Genomic DNA, 17,298 nt, shown 5'->3' with positions numbered 1-17,298 from the left:
ATTACATCGAAATGTTTTATAACAGTAAGCGTCGGCATGGTTCTAGCGAACAGATGTCACCGACAGAATATGAAAACCAGTATTATCAACGGCTCGGAAGTGTCTAGATTATCCGTGGCGATTCACTTCACCCAGCAGGATCGCATTACACAAACCGTGAGACAGATTATAAACGCCACCTAACTGGTGAGCCATTGAATGGACATAACCAAGAGACGCGTTTGAAAATGCCATTCCAGCCAGATATTCACCATATTGCATTGCATCACGTGCTTTGCGGTTTTGGCCATCATCTACAACGTCTTTAAGATTATTAACAATAATTTCAATTGCTTTGATAGCACAAGCATCAGTAACAGGCGTAGCTGCTGTTGATACATACGCTTCAATTGCATGAGTTAAGGCATCCATACCTGTAGTTGCCGTAAGGAACGCAGGCATTGCGACCATAAGTTCAGAATCGTTAACCGCAATGATAGGCGTAAAGTGCTTATCCACTACCGGGTATTTAGTTTCATCTTCCTGGTTAGTGACGATTGCAAATACGGTCATTTCCGATGCCGTACCCGCTGTCGTATTTACAGTAACTAATGGTAATTGTGGTTTTTTGGACAGATGCACACCTTTCGAGTAATCCCGAATATGCCCACCATTAGTGGCCACCAATGCAATACCTTTAGCTGTATCGTGAGAAGACCCCCCACCAAAGGAAATGACAAAATCAGCATTACTTTTTGCAAGCAAGGCTAAACCGTCATCAATATTTTTCTCTGTTGGATTAGGTTGAACACCATCAAATATTGCATAACTAATTTTATGCACCTCAAGCTCATCTGTCAGTTTGTTAACCAGTCCGGTGTCAACCAAAACACGGTCAGTGACGATCAGCGCCTTTTTTAACTCCCTTGAAACAAGTTCATCCCCTAAAAGACGAATAGCATTCAGTCCCATTAGGGTTACAGGCGGCATATAAAATACATTACTCATAGTTAATATCCTTTCGTCAGTTTAAATATTAGAGAGGGCATTTTAAATCTTGATAGCCTTGTTGTTTCTGTGTGTACATTATCTGCTTCATATACTATACGGCAGTATAGTAACTGGCAATACCAATACTGTTGATAAGGATTAAAAAATTATAAACACTTGATTTTTATCTGAAAATATTTTTTGATGTTTGATGAGGACTTGGGTTATCACTTCTGAGTAGTAACCTGTTGCGTGCGGGAAATTTCTTCAGACAGGTCAGGTGACAACGCCGCACAGAATTGGCCTATACAGTGCTGTGACCAGCCCCCAGTACCAGAACTGTCAGTTAGTACTGGTTTTCCGAACAGTGGGCGATTCTGCCCTATCGCCTGGACCGGTCTTGCGACGGTTTACAATTACAGATATCTGTAGGGCGAGGCGGCACCTGGAACACTGGTGCCGAGAATGATTACTGGATCAGAAAACTCAGGGCAGTATGTACTGCGCATGATAACGAAATTATCGCACCTGAACTGATGACAGCATTTGTCGTAGTGGTATACAAAGCAGAAATTAGTTTTGGCTGAACGACACTGGACTCCTGGGACATAGTCAGGGAATGAGTAGTACCTGTGGACTGGCTATGCCGTTCGGTTGGTGTTCATAATGACATCCAGCAGTGACCGGGTTTACCGGTCAGTTGCTATTTAAGATAGGCGCGAACCAGTTCAATCGTATCGTCAACTGATTTACTGACTTCATGGCTATAGCTGTCATTCTGGTCAAAGGTTTCTCGTATGTGACTCTCCAGAACCTCAGCCATCAATCCGTTAGATGCGCCACGAACGGCAGCAATTTGCTGGAGAATGGCGCGGCATTCAGCACCATTTTCAAGTGCTCTTTCCAGAGCATCAATCTGCCCTCTGATGCGGCGAACCCGTGTCAGTACCTTTTTTTTCTCTTCCGGAGTACTGGGCATTTCTTACCTCACTATCTTTAAGTTGATATACTGCGTCGGAGTATGCATTATCCGATCAATGAATGTATACCTCCCGTGTAGTATACAAACATAACAGAGCACATACCGATAAGCTTTATTTATAAAATAAAACAACTGGTTATATTATTGGCAAAATACAGACTGAAGGGTGTGATATTAGCCCAAAAGCATGGTCAAAAAAAGCGCGTCGCAAACACAGATTTTCGATATCAAGTCGCTTCCTGTTAGCCCATATTGCTTTAGCAGGCTAAATCCTCTTCCTTTTGTCCGAATATCGTCTGGTACCGTCATAGTCTGTGGGAGCTGTGTTCTGGTGTTCGGGCGTACAGACACAACCCAGCCACTATAAATGCATGATAGTGACATCAGGCCATTTATCTGCCAGGTACTCAGCAACCAGCCGTCTGTGGCAATGATGTGGTTTATGTTCGCTACACAATAAGCAAGCATCAGCAAACTGACTCTTTTCGAGCGATTCGATATGTCTTTTTGTAATCAGATCGATGAAATCCGAAGAATATATCTCCCAGTCTCCTTTCTGTAATTTGTATCGCTCAAACATTTCCCGCGTCGGGGCAAGATCTGGCATATGTGCGTAATCGATATCACATAGAGTATGGGCAAAGAACTTCAGATCGTCCTGTTTTGCAAAACCTGCCAGCTGAGAGCGATTATTGAGACGCACATCCAGAATACGTCTTGCTCCGGATTCCTTCAGGCGCGTAAAAAAATGCTCCGCCGAAGATTGTGTGAAACCAATCGTAAATAGTTTCATCAGGTTCTCCTTACCACCTGCATAACAGTGATGTTTAACACTGGATTAGATTTGGTGTTTTTGCTGTGCCCTGGTACAACAGGTTTCTTATCACGTATTTTTTCAGGTAGTCACAATGACAGGTAAAATGTTCAGGGGATATACCAGTAGCGTGACAGTGTCGTCATTCACGCTATGACGACACTGTCCTTTTACCAGTTCCGTGACAACTCCCGGGCAATAAACGGTGCCGTGCGGCTTTCACAAACCTGTGATACCTGGGCGGGTGTACCTTCTGCAACCAGGTTGCCTCCCTCATGACCTGCTCCGGGACCAATGTCCATAACCCAGTCAGCCTGCACGACTGCACGCATATCGTGTTCAATCACAACTACGGTATTCCCTGTCTCAACAAGACGCTGCAACTGCACAAGCAGACGGTCGGCGTCTGACGCATGGAGTCCGGTGGTCGGTTCATCCAGAACATACAGCGTATGGCCACGTTGGCTACGTTGCAGTTCGGTTGCCAGCTTTATCCGTTGAGCTTCTCCTCCGGATAACTCAGTGGCTGGTTGACCCAGACGCAGATATCCCAGACCGATTTCGCCCAGCAGGCGCAGAGGTCGCGCCACGGGTTCTACATCAGCAAAGAAGCTGCAGGCTTCATCCACTGTCATCTGCAAGACTTCCGCAATGTTTCGCTCCTTCCAGCGAACCCTGAGCGTATCCGGGTTATAGCGTGCGCCATGACATGTCGGACAAGGGGCATACACACTGGGCATAAACAAGAGTTCAACGCTGACGAACCCTTCACCCTCACAGGTTTCACAGCGACCTTTTGCCACATTGAAAGAAAACTGTCCGGCATCATAATGATAGTTTTTAGCAGCAGGTGTTCCGGCAAAGAGCTTACGAATATGGTCAAACAGTCCGGTATATGTCGCCAGGTTAGAACGCGGTGTCCGGCCTATCGGTTTCTGGTCAACCTGCACCAGACGTTTGATCAGTCCGGTGTCGCCTGTCAGCGTACCGTAAGTTTTCTCAGTAACGGTTGGTCCCTCAGCATCACTGCCCTCGGATAACACGTCTTCTGGTTCATGGCCAAGCGAGGAAAGCACCAGCTCAGGTAAGGCCTGAGCAATCAGACTAGACTTTCCGGAACCCGAAATACCTGTAACAGCGGTCAGTACCCCCAGAGGAATACAGGCGTCCAGTCCCTTCAGGTTGTGACGGTGAATATCCTGTAATTTTAACCATCCTGCTGGCTGTCGGGCGTATGATTGTGGTGGCCTGATTTCATCAAACAAATACCGCGCCGTTCTGGATTCAGCAATAGCTTTCAGACCTTCAGGTACACCACTGTAGAGAATATGACCGCCCTGTTCTCCTGCAGCGGGTCCCACATCAACCAGCCATTGCGCCCGTCGCATCAGGTCAAGATCATGCTCAACGACAAACACTGAGTTTCCGGCATCCCGCAGGTTCTCCAGAGCATCGTAAAGTGCATGGCTGTCTGCAGGGTGCAGGCCTGCTGATGGTTCATCGAGAACATAGACGACCCCAAACAACATGGAGCTAAGCTGAGTGGCAAGACGCAATCGCTGGAGTTCCCCTGCGGAGAGTGTTGGCGTTGTTCTGTCTAATGTCAGATAACCAAGTCCCAGTTTCTGCAACTGATACAGCCGGTCCATAACACCTCTGGTCAGTCGTTGAGCAGCCAGTCGTTTCTCTGTCGATAATGCTGAGGTCCGGCGGACATCCGGCGTTACAGAATGGACTGCTCTGCCGGAACCTGCGCGTTCTGTCCGGTCCCGGCGGGTGATATCCCTGTCAGTATCAGCCCCGGCATGATGCGTACTGAAATCCCCCCGGGAGATAGGAAGAAGCAACTCAGCCAGCTGGTCTAAAGGCATCTGCATAAACTCACCGATGTCCACTCCAGCAAAAGTGACTGACAATGATTCCGGTTTAAGCCTTTTTCCGTGGCAGACAGGACACAGTTTACCTTCCATAAAACTGGAGACGCGTTTCCTCATCAGTGCACTTTGGGTGTGTGCAAAGGTATGCAGAACATAACGTCGCGCCCCTGTAAACGTCCCCATATAACCCGGAGTCATTTTTTCCCTGACTGCGACACGTGTGTCTTCCGGGCTGAGTCCGGGGTAGACCGGCACCGTCGGGGTATCTTCAGTAAACAGGATCCAGTGTCGCTCTTCTTCAGATAACTCTTTCCAGGGGATATCGACGTCATAGCCCAGTGTCACCAGAATGTCGCGAAGATTTTGTCCGTGCCAGGCAGGTGGCCAGGAGGCAATGGCTCTGTCCCGGATACTGAGTGACGGATCAGGTACCATCAGTGCTTCTGTCACATCATAGATATGTCCGAGACCATGGCAGGATGGACATGCTCCCTGAGGCGTGTTAGGAGAAAAATCCTCAGCATAGAGCATAGGTTGTTCTGCCGGATAGGCTCCCGCCCGGGAATACATCATGCGCACCAGGCTCGATAAGGTGGTCACACTGCCGACAGAAGAGCGTGCATTGCTGGTTCCTCGCTGTTGTTGAAGGGCAACTGCAGGGGGGAGTCCATCAATGGCATCCACATCCGGAACACCGGCTTGATCAATGAGGCGCCGCGCATACGGGGCAACCGATTCAAAGTAGCGTCGTTGCGCCTCAGCATAAATGGTTCCAAAAGCCAGTGAAGACTTACCGGAACCAGAGACCCCCGAAAAGACAACAAGTGCATCACGCGGAACAGAGACATCCACCTCTTTAAGGTTGTGCTCCCTGGCACCACGTACCACAACAGAATTACTGGCGTCTGTCAGGGTTGGGGGGGCACCAAAAAGTTTCTTTGACATAGTTTAATCCTGTAATACGTAAATCAACTTTACTTCTGACGCTGGTTACGTTGAATGGCGTTAACCGATGTGCCGAACCATTAGTTAAGAAGGAATAATGACAAAAGGGATTTATGCAGCAGTAAGCGGATTGCCTGCGCCGGCGCCGGTGATTAAATAAGGAATGCCGCTGATGTTTCAGCGGCATCAGTAAGGTTCAGGTATCACTCTTCTGAGCGGGAATGGACCGCACTCTTATCCGGATCAGGTGATTTACCTCCCGTGATAATGCGGGCTCCCCTGTATCCGATACTGTGGTTCCAGATCCAGCTGATAGCGACACTCAACCGGTTTCTGGTTCCGATCAAAAAATACAGGTGGATAATTTTCCAGAACCACCACGCCATGGCTCCCCGGAGTTTTAACCGTCCCATATCAACCACAGCCAGTCCGCGACCGATGGTCGCCAGGTTCCCCTGATGCCGGTACCGGAAAGGTTTCAGGACAGGTTTTTCATCCTTTAAACGGGACTGGATCAGTTTAGCCACATACTGTCCTTCCTGTTTTGCGGCCGGAGCAATGCCCGGGATCATCCTGCCGTCCTCTCCGGTCACGGCCGCGGTATCACCTATTACAAATATTTCAGGGTGTAACGGGAGCGTGAGATCAGCTCCCACGATAACCCGACCAGCCCGATCAGCTTCCGTCTTGAGCCAGCGTGCAGCCGGAGAAGCAGTGACGCCTGCTGCCCAGATGATCGTTTTGGCAGGAAGAGGTTGCCCACCATATACTACGCCTTCGGCAGAGCATTCCGTTACCGGTTGGCCAAAACTGACTTCCACTCCCAGTTTCTCCAGGGACTGACGGGTATATTCCGATAATGACTCCGGGAAGGCAGTGAGCAATCGTTGTCCGGCTTCAACCAGAATAATTCTGGTCTCTGTCGGATCAATAGAACGGAAATCATTTTTCAGCGTTTTCCTTGCCAGTTCGGCAATGGTCCCGGACAGCTCAACGCCTGTCGGTCCCCCCCCGACAATGACGAATGTCTGGTAGGCAGCCCGTAACGCGGGATCAGTGGTATTCTCAGCTTGTTCAAAAGCGGAAAGGATCCGTGCGCGCAGGGTCGTGGCATCATCCAGGTTCTTCAGTCCCGGCGCAAACTGTTCCCACTCATCATGACCGAAATAAGCGTGCGTGGCCCCAGTGGCAACGACAAGCGTGTCATAATCAATTCGGGAACCATCTTTCAGCAGAACCTCCCGTGAATCGGTATCCACATCCTGGACCTCGGCCATCAGGGTACGTACATCCTCACGATGACGAAACAGAGAGCGAACGGGCCAGGCAATTTCTGCTGATGGCAGTGATGCGCCAGCGACCTGATAAAGTAAAGGCTGAAACAGATGGTGGTTACTCCGGTCAATGATTGTGATCGAAACGCCCGGCTCTTCCAGTTCTCTGACAACGGAGAGTCCACCGAACCCAGCCCCTATCACGACAACATGATGTTTTTGATCGCAGAAATGTACCATAACCATAATTCCTGAATTTAGCGCGTCAGTGCTGCTGCATGATGTGCAATGTGGTCGCCAATGTAGCTGGAGATAAAGTAATAGCTGTGATCGTGTCCCGGACGCAGGTTAAGCGTCAACGGATGACCGGTGTCCTCACAAACGCTCTTCAGTCTCTCCGGCTGAAGCTGAGTCTTCAGAAACTCATCATTCAGTCCTTGGTCTACAAGCAGAGGTAGCCTTTCCTGCGCTTTACGGATCAACTCAACCGTGTCGTACTGCTTCCAGTATTCCCGATCATCACCCAGATAAGCAGACAATGCATTTTCTCCCCAGGGCACCTGAGAAGGTGCGACGATCGGTGAGAATGCGGATACACTCTGATAGCGGCCCGGGTTTCTGAGCGCAATCATCAGGGCGCCATGTCCGCCCATCGAATGTCCACTGATACTTCTTTTATCAGACGCCGGGAACCATTCTTCAATCAGGGACGGGAGCTCGTTTACCACATAGTCATACATTTTGTAATGTGTCGCCCAGGGCTCCTGGGTTGCATTAACATAGAATCCGGCCCCCTGACCGAGAGCGTAGTCAGGATCATCAGGAATATCGGTGCCACGCGGACTGGTGTCTGGTGCCACAATCATGATCCCATGCTCTGCGGCATAACGCTGAACGCTCGATTTGGTAATAAAATTCTGTTCCGTACAGGTCAGACCGGAAAGCCAGTAGAGTACCGGTACATTACCGTTAAGCGCCTGGGGTGGAGTATAAACACCAAATTTCATCGTGCAGCCAAGCGTGCCAGACTCATGCTGATAAACTTCCTGCCACCCATCAAAGCTGGCATGATGTTCAAGACGTTCCATAATTTTCTCCGTATAACGACAGGACAATTCAGCAACAACGTAACAACTCAGTCAGAGCGGTTTTCGTTATGTTCAGGGTCGGTGTGCGAGTTTCTTATTCTTCGCACCACCCACCAAATCGCGAGCACAATGAAGGGCACGAGAATGGCAACCGCCAGCTCAGGTGGCATGACATCGTGGATCCCGGGAACCCCTTTCACCAGATACGAAATCAGACTCACCACATAATATGAAATGGCGGCAACAGACAATCCTTCAACGGTTTGCTGCAGATGTAGCTGTTGTCTGGCCCGGTTATTCATCGAAGCCAGCAGGTCACGGTTCTGATGTTCCAGTTCAACATCTATCCAGGAGCGAAGTAACGAAATAGCCCGCATGAGTTTGTCAGACAGCTTCGCCTGTCGTTCTTTCACAGAACGGCAGGTTCGCATGGCTGGGGCAATGCGCCGTTGCAAAAAATCAGACCAGGTGTAGTAGCCTGGAACCGGCGTTTCGGAGAGCGTATTCAGCCTTTCCTCAACAATTTCATAGTAGGCCTGGCTTGCGCCAAACCGGTACAGATTCGCTGCAGCGCCGGCTTCAAGTTCTGCGGCAAGATTGGTCAACGCAGAGAGCAACTGTTCATTTTTACGATGCTCTCCGGTGCGCATTTCTTCTGTAATTTCAGCCAGTCGGTTTTCCACTCGCCTCAGTTCAGAGGCCATGGTTCTTGTCAGTGGTAAAGAAAGCAAAGCAAGCGTGCGATAATTTTCAATCTCAAGCAGCCGCTGAACCAGTGCACCCAGCTGTGCCTCTGTCAGGTCCCGTTCAAGTATCAGAATGCGTGTCAGCCCGTCTTTATCCTGGCGAAAATCAGAGATAATTGCGGCACGGCCATTTTCTGTTACTGAATAGCACCTGCTGACAGGATCTAAATTCGTTACTGCAGCCTCAGATTCTGCAGTCCATGGCAGAATATCCAGACGGGTACCACAGATAACCGAACCCGGTGGCGTGAAACCATGCCGGAAGGGGTTCTCTCCCCTTAACTGTCCGTCACGCGGATCGCATGTGGTACTCCATAAGTAGGTGGAAAACTCACCGTGTTTTTCACAATACAAAGCGCCTTCCCGCCACGTGATACCGTGCAGGGGTGCTGAATTTTCTGATGGTGTTAAACCAAGACGATCTGACAGCTCAACCATGACCCGCTGGTCACCTGACTGGTCGCCTTTAGTCATGAAAGCAAACTGCAGCAGGGTCTGTGGTGATGTGATAAGCAGGTGCGGACGCGCATGTACTTCATTGACAGCGGCCGTTCTGTCTTTATGAGCCGGCATCCCGTACACGGTTTCGGGTGATTGCATCTCAGAACGGATAGCAGATAATGCTGACTCTTTCATAAGACTCTCTCTTTTTCTGACGGCCAGTCACATTACGCTTCGAGAAAGATACCCGCAGACGTAAACGTCTGCGGGTTGATCTTCATACGCTGGCACAACTCATACCGTTCGCCTGATCGGCAAACCGTACAACATTTGTGTCGGATGCACCCTACGATCAGATGAAGGTATAGGAGCAGATCTTGTTACCAGCCGGATCACGCAGGTAGGCAGCATAAGCACCTGGCAGATGACCACGAGGACCCGGTTGGCCTTCATCAGTCCCGCCAGCAGCCAGGCCTGCGGCATGGAAAGCGTCAACTTCAGCAGGCGTGGCGGCAGCAAAGCCAATTGTCACACCATTGCTGGATGGCGCTTCACCATTGCCAGGACGGGCAATGATGAAAGCCGGCTTGTCACGGCCAAACAACACCCAGCCATTACCAAAAGGACCAAGGTTGTTGATACCGAGTGCACCTAAAGTGGCGTCATAAAACTCAGCCGACTTTTGAACATCTACAGCACCGATAAAGACGTGAGAGAAGATGCCATTGCCTGAAATAACTGGATTGGACATGGATTGTTTCCTTTAAAACTAATATTGAAAGATCGCCAGTGAAACCTGAATCAGTAGTGGATCACTGTACGAATAGATTTGCCTTCATGCATCAGGTCGAAGGCGTCATTAATCTCTTCAAGGCCCATGGTATGAGTCACGAATGGTGCGAGATCGATTTCGCCTTTCATCGCATCTTCAACCATGCCCGGCAGCTGGGTACGACCTTTAACACCACCAAAGGCAGAACCCTTCCATACACGGCCGGTGACCAGCTGGAATGGACGAGTGGAGATTTCTTTACCTGCACCCGCAACACCGATAACGACGGACTGACCCCAGCCACGGTGTGCCGCTTCAAGTGCAGAACGCATTACGTTTACGTTACCGATACATTCAAACGTATGGTCGACACCCCAGCCTGTCAGTTCAATGAGAACGTCCTGGATAGGTTTGTCGTAGTCTTTCGGGTTAATGCAGTCAGTTGCACCAAATGAACGGGCCAGGTCAAATTTCTCCGGATTGGTATCGATGGCAAAGATACGACCCGCTTTTGCCTGACGCGCGCCCTGTACCGCTGCAAGGCCAATACCACCCAGGCCAAAAATAGCAACCGTGTCACCTGGTTGTACTTTCGCAGTGTTGTGAACCGCACCGATACCTGTCGTTACGCCACAACCCAGCAGACAGACATGTTCATGATTCGCCTGTGGATTAATTTTGGCTAAAGACACTTCTGCGACGACGGTATACTCACTGAATGTAGAGCAGCCCATATAGTGGAAAAGAGGCTGGCCCTTGTAAGAGAAACGGGTCGTGCCATCAGGCATAAGTCCTTTACCCTGGGTGGCGCGAACAGAGACACACAGGTTAGTTTTTCCGGATTTACAGAACAGACACTCGCCGCATTCTGCCGTGTAAAGCGGAATAACATGATCGCCAGGTTTCACACTGGTGACCCCTTCGCCGACTTCCACAACAACACCCGCACCTTCATGACCCAGTACTGCCGGGAACACACCTTCCGGATCATCACCGGACAAGGTAAATGCATCAGTGTGGCAGACGCCGGTATGGGTGATTTTTACCAGTACTTCACCCTTACGAGGCGGCTCCACATCAATTTCAACGATCTCGAGGGGCTTACCAGGAGCAAATGCTACAGCTGCACGTGATTTCATATGTCATATCCTTTTATTACTGTTTTTACTGACCCCATCAGACGTCTGCCTGGCAGAGTTAACGGAGATATGAGCGAACAATGGAAATAGCGTCGTTGATAGATTTCGTCTGCGACCCCCTTCTTTTGTTCGTATCGGGAAATTCTTCCCTGAGATAGCTTTCCAGAACAACAGTCATCAGGCCTTTAACGGCTCCTCGTACCGAAGCCAGTTGCTGCAACAATGAAGAACATTCCGCTTCGTTTTCAATCGCCTGTTCCAGCGCTGCAATCTGACCTTTGATACGTCGTACCCGGACAAGCGCCTGTTTCTTTTCTTCTGGAGAATGTGGCATTGATTGTCCCTGTTAATCAGGATTGAAGAGACTATAGTATACCCCCCTATACTATGCAAGAAAAAATGTTGACCCCACGATGTACAAATCCAGACAGATGACAGAGTTGTATCAGGCACATTCGTACTTTAACGGTACACAATAGAAGTGAACAGAACGCCAACTTATTGGTACAGAACAAATAACTTTTCTTCAGTCAGGCATAAATGCCTTACGTCGGGTTGTCATAAACTATAGTGTAGTAGTGTTAACGCTGTCCGGGGCGTTCCAACCAGGAGAGATCATAATGTCCACAGGAAAATTCATTTTACATTCAGGCTATATCCCGTCAGGAGATCAGCCCGAAGCAATAGCCAGACTGATAGCGGGAGTCGAAGCAGGAGCGACACATCAGACACTTCAGGGGATAACCGGTTCGGGTAAAACCTTCACCATGGCGAATGTGATACACCGTTTGCAGCGCCCTACATTAATACTGGCTCCTAACAAGACGTTAACCGCACAGCTTTATCTGGAGATGAAGCAGTTTTTCCCAGAAAATGCTGTCGAATACTTCGTTTCTTACTACGACTTTTTTCAGCCAGAAGTCTATATCCCCGGAAGTGACCGCTTTATCCCGAAAGATTCCGCTATCAACGATCATCTTGAAAGGTTACGGTTATCTACGACCAAGGCATTGATTGAACGTCAGGATGTGATAGTCGTCGCTTCCGTCTCTTCGATATACGGATTAGGTGATCCGGACGCATACAGAGAGATCCAGATCCCGGTATACCCGGGACGACAACTCGCCCAGCGGGAGTTAATTCATCAACTGGCACGTCTGCAGTATGCCCGTACAGACAAAACTCTGGGACGGGCGATGTTCCGGGTTCGCGGTGACGTTATTGATATATTCCCTGCCGATTCCGAACATCAGGCCATCAGGGTCGAACTTTTTGATGATGTTATAGAATCCGCAAAATGGATTGATCCTGTCAGTGGGAAAATTGCGGGCGACATTGAACATTATTTAATATCACCCAAAACACTCTTTGTTACACCGACCGCAAAAATACCCTCAGCCACCAAAAGCATTCTTACTGACATGGAGAAACGGGTTGCTGAACTTAACAAAGCAAATCGTCTGATAGAGGCTGAGCGCTTATACGAACGCGTCAACAATGATGTTGAAATGATCCGTGAACTGGGTTACTGCTCAGGTATGGAAAACTATTCCTGCTATTTCAGCGACAGAAATCCGGAACTCCCACCGACAACGCTGCTGGATTACCTGCCAAAAAATGGCCTGCTCTTTGTTGATGAATCGCACGTAATGGTCCCGCAAATCTCAGCCATGTACAGTGGCGATCAGAGTCGCAAGGATACTCTTATCGATTTCGGCTTCCGTCTGCCCTCCTCAAAAAACAATCGACCCCTGAGTTTTGCTGAGTTTGAGAAGATTAAGCCCCAGACTGTCTTTGTTTCCGCAACCCCAGGTAAATATGAATTGCAGAAATCAAAGAAAAATGTTGTTCAGCAAATTATCCGCCCCACCGGTTTACTGGATCCCGAAATTGAGGTCCGAAGCAAAGACCAGTGTGTGGAGAACTTACTTGAAGAAATCCGTCATTGCGTCAACAGAAACAATCGTGTCCTGGTGACAGTGCTGACCAAAAAGACCGCAGAAGAACTGAATGATTTTCTGACAGAAAATGGGATCCTGTCCCGATATCTGCATTCTGATATCAAAACAGATGAAAGACAGGAAATTATCAATGGATTACGGGCCGGGGAATTTGATGTCTTAATCGGCATCAGTCTGCTGCGTGAAGGACTCGACATCCCTGAAGCCTCACTGGTCGCGATACTTGATGCTGACCATGCAGGTTTTTTACGTTCATCACACGCACTTATTCAGATGATTGGACGTGTGGCACGTAATGTGGAGGGTAAAGCCGTACTCTATGCAAACAGGATCACTCCGGCCATGAAACAGGCGATGGATGAAACGCACAATCGCAGGGAACGTCAGATAGCCTATAACCTGGAACATCAAATTAAACCAGTGACTTCAGTTCGTAAGCGGAGTACTGAACAGGATGAAAGCGTCTATCCTGCCACTCATACAGAGGCATTTTGTTCAACGCTATCAGAGTTGTGTGAAAGAATTACTGTTAAAGAAAAGCAATTACTGGCGATCGAGAATTCAGGTGAGGAGAAGGATATAGAAAAATTAAGAACAGAACTGAGTGATTTGTATCGTCAATTTATATTCATGTAACAGCATCATAAAAATCATCCTGTATTAATCAGGATGATTTTTATATACACAATACTTTCCCTCTTGAAATCCGTATTCACAGGAATTACTTTCCGTACTTCCAGTAAGGAGTAGTTCCGATTTCATCGACAATAAAATCAATAAAATCCCTTACTTTATATGACATGTTTTTTGCGGATAAATAATCCAGATCGCTGATTCATTGGGGTACATACTGAATTCCCAGTCCGGAATAAAAAAGAAGAAAATGGTCCGTAAGATGTTAAGCAAATCCTGCTGAGCTCATCCCATTCCAGTGGACTGACTGAGTAATACATCTATCTGGTGGTGATCCCTGAGTCTGAGTACGGTAATCAGCTCCGGACGTTCAGCAAGACGAACCAGTTCGGGCAACGACAACTGCAGGAGTTTATCTCCGGTACACTTGTCGATACCTAGCCGAAACAGGGCTGTGTCTTCGTAATGATTCAGAACCCGCTGGGCAAGCAATAAATAGGAAAGATTGTGATGCCAGATTTGCCTCTCAATCTCTGCATTCATTATTTTCATTCAGATTCTCCCTTTTTCCAGTAACGTCTGGGGGCAATAACAAAAGAGTCAGGGCTCTGTTGTCGCCAGGTAATGCCGTAAAGGATGTATTTGATGTCCCCGGTCATCGAAGTTGACAGTTCTAAGCCAGATAGTTATCGCACTGGATATTCTTTCCCATTCATCCTGAATAATTGAATACATTACAACGTCCACGCTCCTTGATTTAAGTATTTGTTTATTACGCAGTATCCCCTCTTTCTGGAACCCCAATCTCTCGGCAGATCTCATACCCTGAGAGTTGAGTCTGTCGGTTTGCCATTCACATCGACGATATTTAAGCACATCAAAAACATATGATAGTAACAGGAACATTGCTTCTGTACTGACTGAAGTTCGTTTGATAACTGGAGTAAGATGTACACTTCCTATTTCCGCTACGCCATTTTTATTGTCGAGGTTATACAGAGAAAGAGTTCCCACAGCCTTTCCTGAATTATTTTCTATAATGGCGTAATGATATACTCCCTTCTGTTGAATGAGTTGCTGAATATAACTGTGGGTTGCCTGTTTTGTCGGCGGTCTTTCATCCGGAAGATAGGTCCAGTCACGTGAATCCTCTATACTGTGCCATCCCTGGAAGAGGTCATTCCCGTGACGGGTGGACAGCAACTGCAGAGTGCAATAACGCCCTGGTAATTGGCGCAAATCAGGTAATGAAAGAGTGACGTCATCGTCAAGGTGACTGCCTATATATTGACCGAAATTATTTTGCTCTGTCATATTCTTCTCCTTAAAAAATGCAAGGATAATAATGAGAAGTTTCGGCGTTTATTTTAGATATAAGCAACTAAAATTTTAACGGTATGTACCATATCAGATGTATCCTGAGAAACATCATATATTAACAATAGCATATATTGCGTTTGTATCAACGCTTATATTCATTTTGAGAACATGTTCGCAATTAGTTAATTATCTCGAAGTAACGGAAATATGTCAGATATTATATTGTGATTATTATTGTGTGGGTATTAATGATGTTGTTCATTATTTAAACAAAAAAAGACTGAGGGACCGTTATCCGGAAAATGTTGTATCGCCAGGAGGATAAAACAGGACAAGTTTAGCAACATACGAGAAAACCGCAAACCAAATGAAAAACCGTTTTGGCAATTTCTGAATGAATCAAGAATTGCTCCCTGACTCACCGATCGTCAGCGTTTCCCGAAGGAATCTGATTCCGTCTGATATTTCTTAAGGATAAGACCAAAATATGAAAAAAGGGAAGTCAGGATGACCTCCCACTAATTGCCTGAAAACCTGTATTTTATACATTACTGGATGTTGAAAACACTGAGCGAACGCAAGGCATGATGTACGCGTGCTGTTCTGTTTCCAGTGCTGGATTCATTGATGGCGCAACCACCTCTGCCAGTCAGTCTCACATAACTACATACCAGGAACCGCTAGTTAACCCAGTCCTCAGGTACCAAGGTCGATATCCTCTCAAACTCCAGCGCATTATTCGTCACCAGCACGGCACCGGCGACAATTGCGTGCCCGGCGATAGCTATGTCGATCGGGGTGCCAGCGAGGCGCAGCACCAGTTTAATCTCCGTGGTCGCATCTACCGCTGCGCAGTCCCAGGTCAGAACGGCACACAGAACGCGTCAACCAACTGCTCGCGGGGTGGGGAGGCCTTCGGACCTGTGGCGCCAAAGCGCATCTCGGAGTAAGTGATAACCGAGACCACGATACGCTGGTCACGCAGCACCGCCGGCTCCAGGCGCTTCAGCACCACTTCCGACTGCTCGCGCATGATGAACGAGCAGATGTTGGTGTCGAGCATGTAGATCTTGTTCACAGGTCAAATCGACCTTCATCGCTGACAACGTCCCCACGTTCCACCATAAAGTCCGGTTCGGCTTTTTCAAGCTGCGCGAACGAGCACCAGGTCGGCCGGACGGGACGCAGGATGATACAGTCCCCCTCCCGAACAATCTTCAGCTCGCTGACGCCCTCAAAATCCAGATCGCGAGGCAGACGGATGGTTTTGAGAAAAACATCGGGTAATGTACGCCAACTGGAATTTATCTCGCTACGTTACCGACAGTTCTGGCTCTGGTATGGATAATGAGTCAACTGAGATTTCGGAGAAAAAAAGATGCGTTATACCCGAACCAGCACTGCAACTGATGTCACTGATACACTCAGACAATACCAGGCTGACTTGCTGACAGGTCCTTGCTGGATGTCGGTATGGCCACTGATAGAGCGGCTACTGAGTCGTGAGAATGAAATGCAGTCGGTCTGGCAGAATATTGCCCGTCAGGCGCTAACCTGGCAGCAATGCTATTGTCTTCTGGAGCAAATCATACTGGCGGGCCGTTTCAGTAGACCTGATATCGTTTCCCGATTGAAAGAGGATTATCGCCAGCTTGAAGAACTGAACCGGACTATCAGTAAGGAGGCCGGTGAACTGGCACAGAAGATATTGGTCCGAGATGCGATCCTGAACCGGAACGCATTCACACTTGAGAGAACCACGCACATCGTGGAACTGATGGAGATGGCTGAAGATAATGATGGGCTTTACCGTTATTATCTTCATGAAACACTCGATGGCCTGACCTGTCGTTATGACGGAAAATACTGGCCGGGACTCCCTGGCGTCCTGCAGGTTATAGCAAGGGAGCACCCGGAAATTGGATGTCTATCAGAAAGCGATCGGGCCATCATTAACGGGCGCGGCAAAATGCTCCCCGATTATCTCCGCGAATTATTCAGTAGCATCGAGAACGTCAGGCAGGGTCCATGGGGTCTGCCGAAAGAATTTACGTTGACGGACAGTAGCCTGGCTACGCTGGCCACTGTAACACTGGATCATACTGAAGTGTTCTCCGCTGATACGGTAAAAGTACGCCGGAGTGAATTCAGCAAAAGAGGAGAGCGGGGAGCATGGCCATTTAAGCCACTGAAGGCAGTCGATATGTAGACCCCCGATGTGGACGAAGGTCTTATTTGCCTTCTGACTTTTCCGCCAGACCGACTGAAGTTCATGCCAACAGCAATCATAACGGTTACTGAATTACCAGGTGAATGCTTCTATAGTGGGATTACCTT

Annotated in this window: 16 protein-coding genes and 1 pseudogene; 3 read left to right on the top strand and 14 right to left on the bottom strand. The window is 48.3% G+C overall.

Annotated features, from left to right (window positions below):
* On the top strand, window positions 1-107 hold a 107-nt coding region (locus PUZ33_RS20545), incomplete at its 5' end, for an IS3 family transposase (protein WP_129949912.1).
* A 1-nt stretch (window position 108) separates the two neighbouring features.
* Here the strand turns inward: PUZ33_RS20545 and PUZ33_RS20540 are convergent.
* The 10 genes from PUZ33_RS20540 to frmR (PUZ33_RS20495) all read right to left on the bottom strand — a co-directional run bounded on the left by PUZ33_RS20540 (window position 109) and on the right by frmR (PUZ33_RS20495) (window position 11,381).
* Window positions 109-987 (bottom strand): iron-containing alcohol dehydrogenase, encoded by an 879-nt coding sequence (locus PUZ33_RS20540; RefSeq protein ID WP_274205364.1) that lies wholly within the window; start codon window positions 985-987, stop codon window positions 109-111.
* Window positions 988-1,672: 685 nt separating this feature from the next.
* The gene (gene frmR / locus PUZ33_RS20535; protein ID WP_050886229.1) at window positions 1,673-1,948 is read right to left on the bottom strand and encodes a formaldehyde-responsive transcriptional repressor FrmR; all 276 of its coding nucleotides are present in this window, start codon (window positions 1,946-1,948) and stop codon (window positions 1,673-1,675) included.
* Window positions 1,949-2,312: 364 nt separating this feature from the next.
* Window positions 2,313-2,744, bottom strand: coding sequence for a DUF488 domain-containing protein (locus PUZ33_RS20530; RefSeq protein WP_047402202.1), 432 nt, complete (start codon window positions 2,742-2,744; stop codon window positions 2,313-2,315).
* 191 nt (window positions 2,745-2,935) lie between these two features.
* Window positions 2,936-5,587 carry an excinuclease ABC subunit UvrA gene (locus PUZ33_RS20525; RefSeq protein ID WP_000038427.1) on the bottom strand — a complete coding sequence of 884 codons (2,652 nt, stop codon included), beginning with the start codon at window positions 5,585-5,587 and terminating at the stop codon, window positions 2,936-2,938.
* Window positions 5,588-5,790: 203 nt separating this feature from the next.
* A complete protein-coding gene (locus tag PUZ33_RS20520; RefSeq protein WP_000233327.1) occupies window positions 5,791-7,101 on the bottom strand; it encodes an NAD(P)/FAD-dependent oxidoreductase in 1,311 nt (436 codons plus the stop codon).
* A gap of 17 nt (window positions 7,102-7,118) precedes the next feature.
* Window positions 7,119-7,949: an S-formylglutathione hydrolase gene (fghA, locus tag PUZ33_RS20515; RefSeq protein ID WP_000440264.1), complete on the bottom strand. Its 831-nt coding sequence runs from the start codon at window positions 7,947-7,949 to the stop codon at window positions 7,119-7,121.
* A 47-nt stretch (window positions 7,950-7,996) separates the two neighbouring features.
* Window positions 7,997-9,331 carry a DUF3422 family protein gene (locus tag PUZ33_RS20510; RefSeq protein WP_000664785.1) on the bottom strand — a complete coding sequence of 445 codons (1,335 nt, stop codon included), beginning with the start codon at window positions 9,329-9,331 and terminating at the stop codon, window positions 7,997-7,999.
* Window positions 9,332-9,488: 157 nt separating this feature from the next.
* Entirely contained in the window at window positions 9,489-9,887 is a 399-nt protein-coding gene (locus tag PUZ33_RS20505; protein WP_000070400.1) for a VOC family protein, read from the bottom strand.
* A gap of 50 nt (window positions 9,888-9,937) precedes the next feature.
* Window positions 9,938-11,047 (bottom strand): S-(hydroxymethyl)glutathione dehydrogenase/class III alcohol dehydrogenase, encoded by a 1,110-nt coding sequence (locus PUZ33_RS20500; protein WP_000842119.1) that lies wholly within the window; start codon window positions 11,045-11,047, stop codon window positions 9,938-9,940.
* A 58-nt stretch (window positions 11,048-11,105) separates the two neighbouring features.
* Entirely contained in the window at window positions 11,106-11,381 is a 276-nt protein-coding gene (gene frmR / locus PUZ33_RS20495) for a formaldehyde-responsive transcriptional repressor FrmR (protein ID WP_001120775.1), read from the bottom strand.
* A 286-nt stretch (window positions 11,382-11,667) separates the two neighbouring features.
* Between frmR (PUZ33_RS20495) and uvrB the strand changes: the two genes are divergently transcribed.
* The gene (gene uvrB, locus PUZ33_RS20490; protein WP_274205363.1) at window positions 11,668-13,644 is read left to right on the top strand and encodes an excinuclease ABC subunit UvrB; all 1,977 of its coding nucleotides are present in this window, start codon (window positions 11,668-11,670) and stop codon (window positions 13,642-13,644) included.
* Window positions 13,645-13,926: 282 nt separating this feature from the next.
* On the opposite strand, the gene PUZ33_RS20485 is transcribed toward uvrB, so the two are convergent.
* The 4 genes and pseudogenes from PUZ33_RS20485 to vapB form a co-directional block, all read right to left on the bottom strand.
* Window positions 13,927-14,193, bottom strand: a complete 267-nt coding sequence (locus PUZ33_RS20485) for a flagellar transcriptional regulator FlhD (protein ID WP_000699996.1) — start codon at window positions 14,191-14,193, stop codon at window positions 13,927-13,929.
* Window positions 14,194-14,241: 48 nt separating this feature from the next.
* Window positions 14,242-14,955, bottom strand: coding sequence for a GNAT family N-acetyltransferase (locus PUZ33_RS20480; RefSeq protein WP_274205362.1), 714 nt, complete (start codon window positions 14,953-14,955; stop codon window positions 14,242-14,244).
* A 686-nt stretch (window positions 14,956-15,641) separates the two neighbouring features.
* Window positions 15,642-16,039 (bottom strand): annotated as a pseudogene (locus PUZ33_RS20475) (type II toxin-antitoxin system VapC family toxin).
* On the bottom strand, window positions 16,036-16,269 hold the full coding sequence (gene vapB, locus PUZ33_RS20470; RefSeq protein WP_032140383.1) for a type II toxin-antitoxin system VapB family antitoxin: 234 nt from the start codon (window positions 16,267-16,269) through the stop codon (window positions 16,036-16,038). The pseudogene PUZ33_RS20475 and the gene vapB overlap by 4 nt, the downstream one beginning before the upstream one ends.
* 70 nt (window positions 16,270-16,339) lie before the next feature.
* Between vapB and PUZ33_RS20465 the strand changes: the two genes are divergently transcribed.
* Window positions 16,340-17,170, top strand: coding sequence for a hypothetical protein (locus tag PUZ33_RS20465; RefSeq protein WP_001270901.1), 831 nt, complete (start codon window positions 16,340-16,342; stop codon window positions 17,168-17,170).
* Window positions 17,171-17,298 lie beyond the last annotated feature (128 nt).

This window comes from Enterobacter cloacae complex sp. 2022EL-00981 (assembly GCF_028737495.1).
Lineage (GTDB): Bacteria > Pseudomonadota > Gammaproteobacteria > Enterobacterales > Enterobacteriaceae > Enterobacter > Enterobacter cloacae.
Note: the sequence above shows the minus strand (reverse complement) of the source record. Positions and strands in the feature narration are given on the sequence as shown.

Excerpts from the sequence above, each read along its gene's own strand:
- PUZ33_RS20540 (WP_274205364.1), bottom strand. The coding sequence starts at position 987 with ATGAGTAATGTATTTTATATGCCGCCTGTAACCCTAATGGGACTGAAT.
- frmR (WP_050886229.1), bottom strand. The coding sequence starts at position 1,948 with ATGCCCAGTACTCCGGAAGAGAAAAAAAAGGTACTGACACGGGTTCGC.
- PUZ33_RS20530 (WP_047402202.1), bottom strand. The coding sequence starts at position 2,744 with ATGAAACTATTTACGATTGGTTTCACACAATCTTCGGCGGAGCATTTT.
- PUZ33_RS20525 (WP_000038427.1), bottom strand. The coding sequence starts at position 5,587 with ATGTCAAAGAAACTTTTTGGTGCCCCCCCAACCCTGACAGACGCCAGT.
- PUZ33_RS20520 (WP_000233327.1), bottom strand. The coding sequence starts at position 7,101 with ATGGTACATTTCTGCGATCAAAAACATCATGTTGTCGTGATAGGGGCT.
- fghA (WP_000440264.1), bottom strand. The coding sequence starts at position 7,949 with ATGGAACGTCTTGAACATCATGCCAGCTTTGATGGGTGGCAGGAAGTT.
- PUZ33_RS20510 (WP_000664785.1), bottom strand. The coding sequence starts at position 9,331 with ATGAAAGAGTCAGCATTATCTGCTATCCGTTCTGAGATGCAATCACCC.
- PUZ33_RS20505 (WP_000070400.1), bottom strand. The coding sequence starts at position 9,887 with ATGTCCAATCCAGTTATTTCAGGCAATGGCATCTTCTCTCACGTCTTT.
- PUZ33_RS20500 (WP_000842119.1), bottom strand. The coding sequence starts at position 11,047 with ATGAAATCACGTGCAGCTGTAGCATTTGCTCCTGGTAAGCCCCTCGAG.
- frmR (WP_001120775.1), bottom strand. The coding sequence starts at position 11,381 with ATGCCACATTCTCCAGAAGAAAAGAAACAGGCGCTTGTCCGGGTACGA.
- uvrB (WP_274205363.1), top strand. The coding sequence starts at position 11,668 with ATGTCCACAGGAAAATTCATTTTACATTCAGGCTATATCCCGTCAGGA.
- PUZ33_RS20485 (WP_000699996.1), bottom strand. The coding sequence starts at position 14,193 with ATGAAAATAATGAATGCAGAGATTGAGAGGCAAATCTGGCATCACAAT.
- PUZ33_RS20480 (WP_274205362.1), bottom strand. The coding sequence starts at position 14,955 with ATGACAGAGCAAAATAATTTCGGTCAATATATAGGCAGTCACCTTGAC.
- PUZ33_RS20465 (WP_001270901.1), top strand. The coding sequence starts at position 16,340 with ATGCGTTATACCCGAACCAGCACTGCAACTGATGTCACTGATACACTC.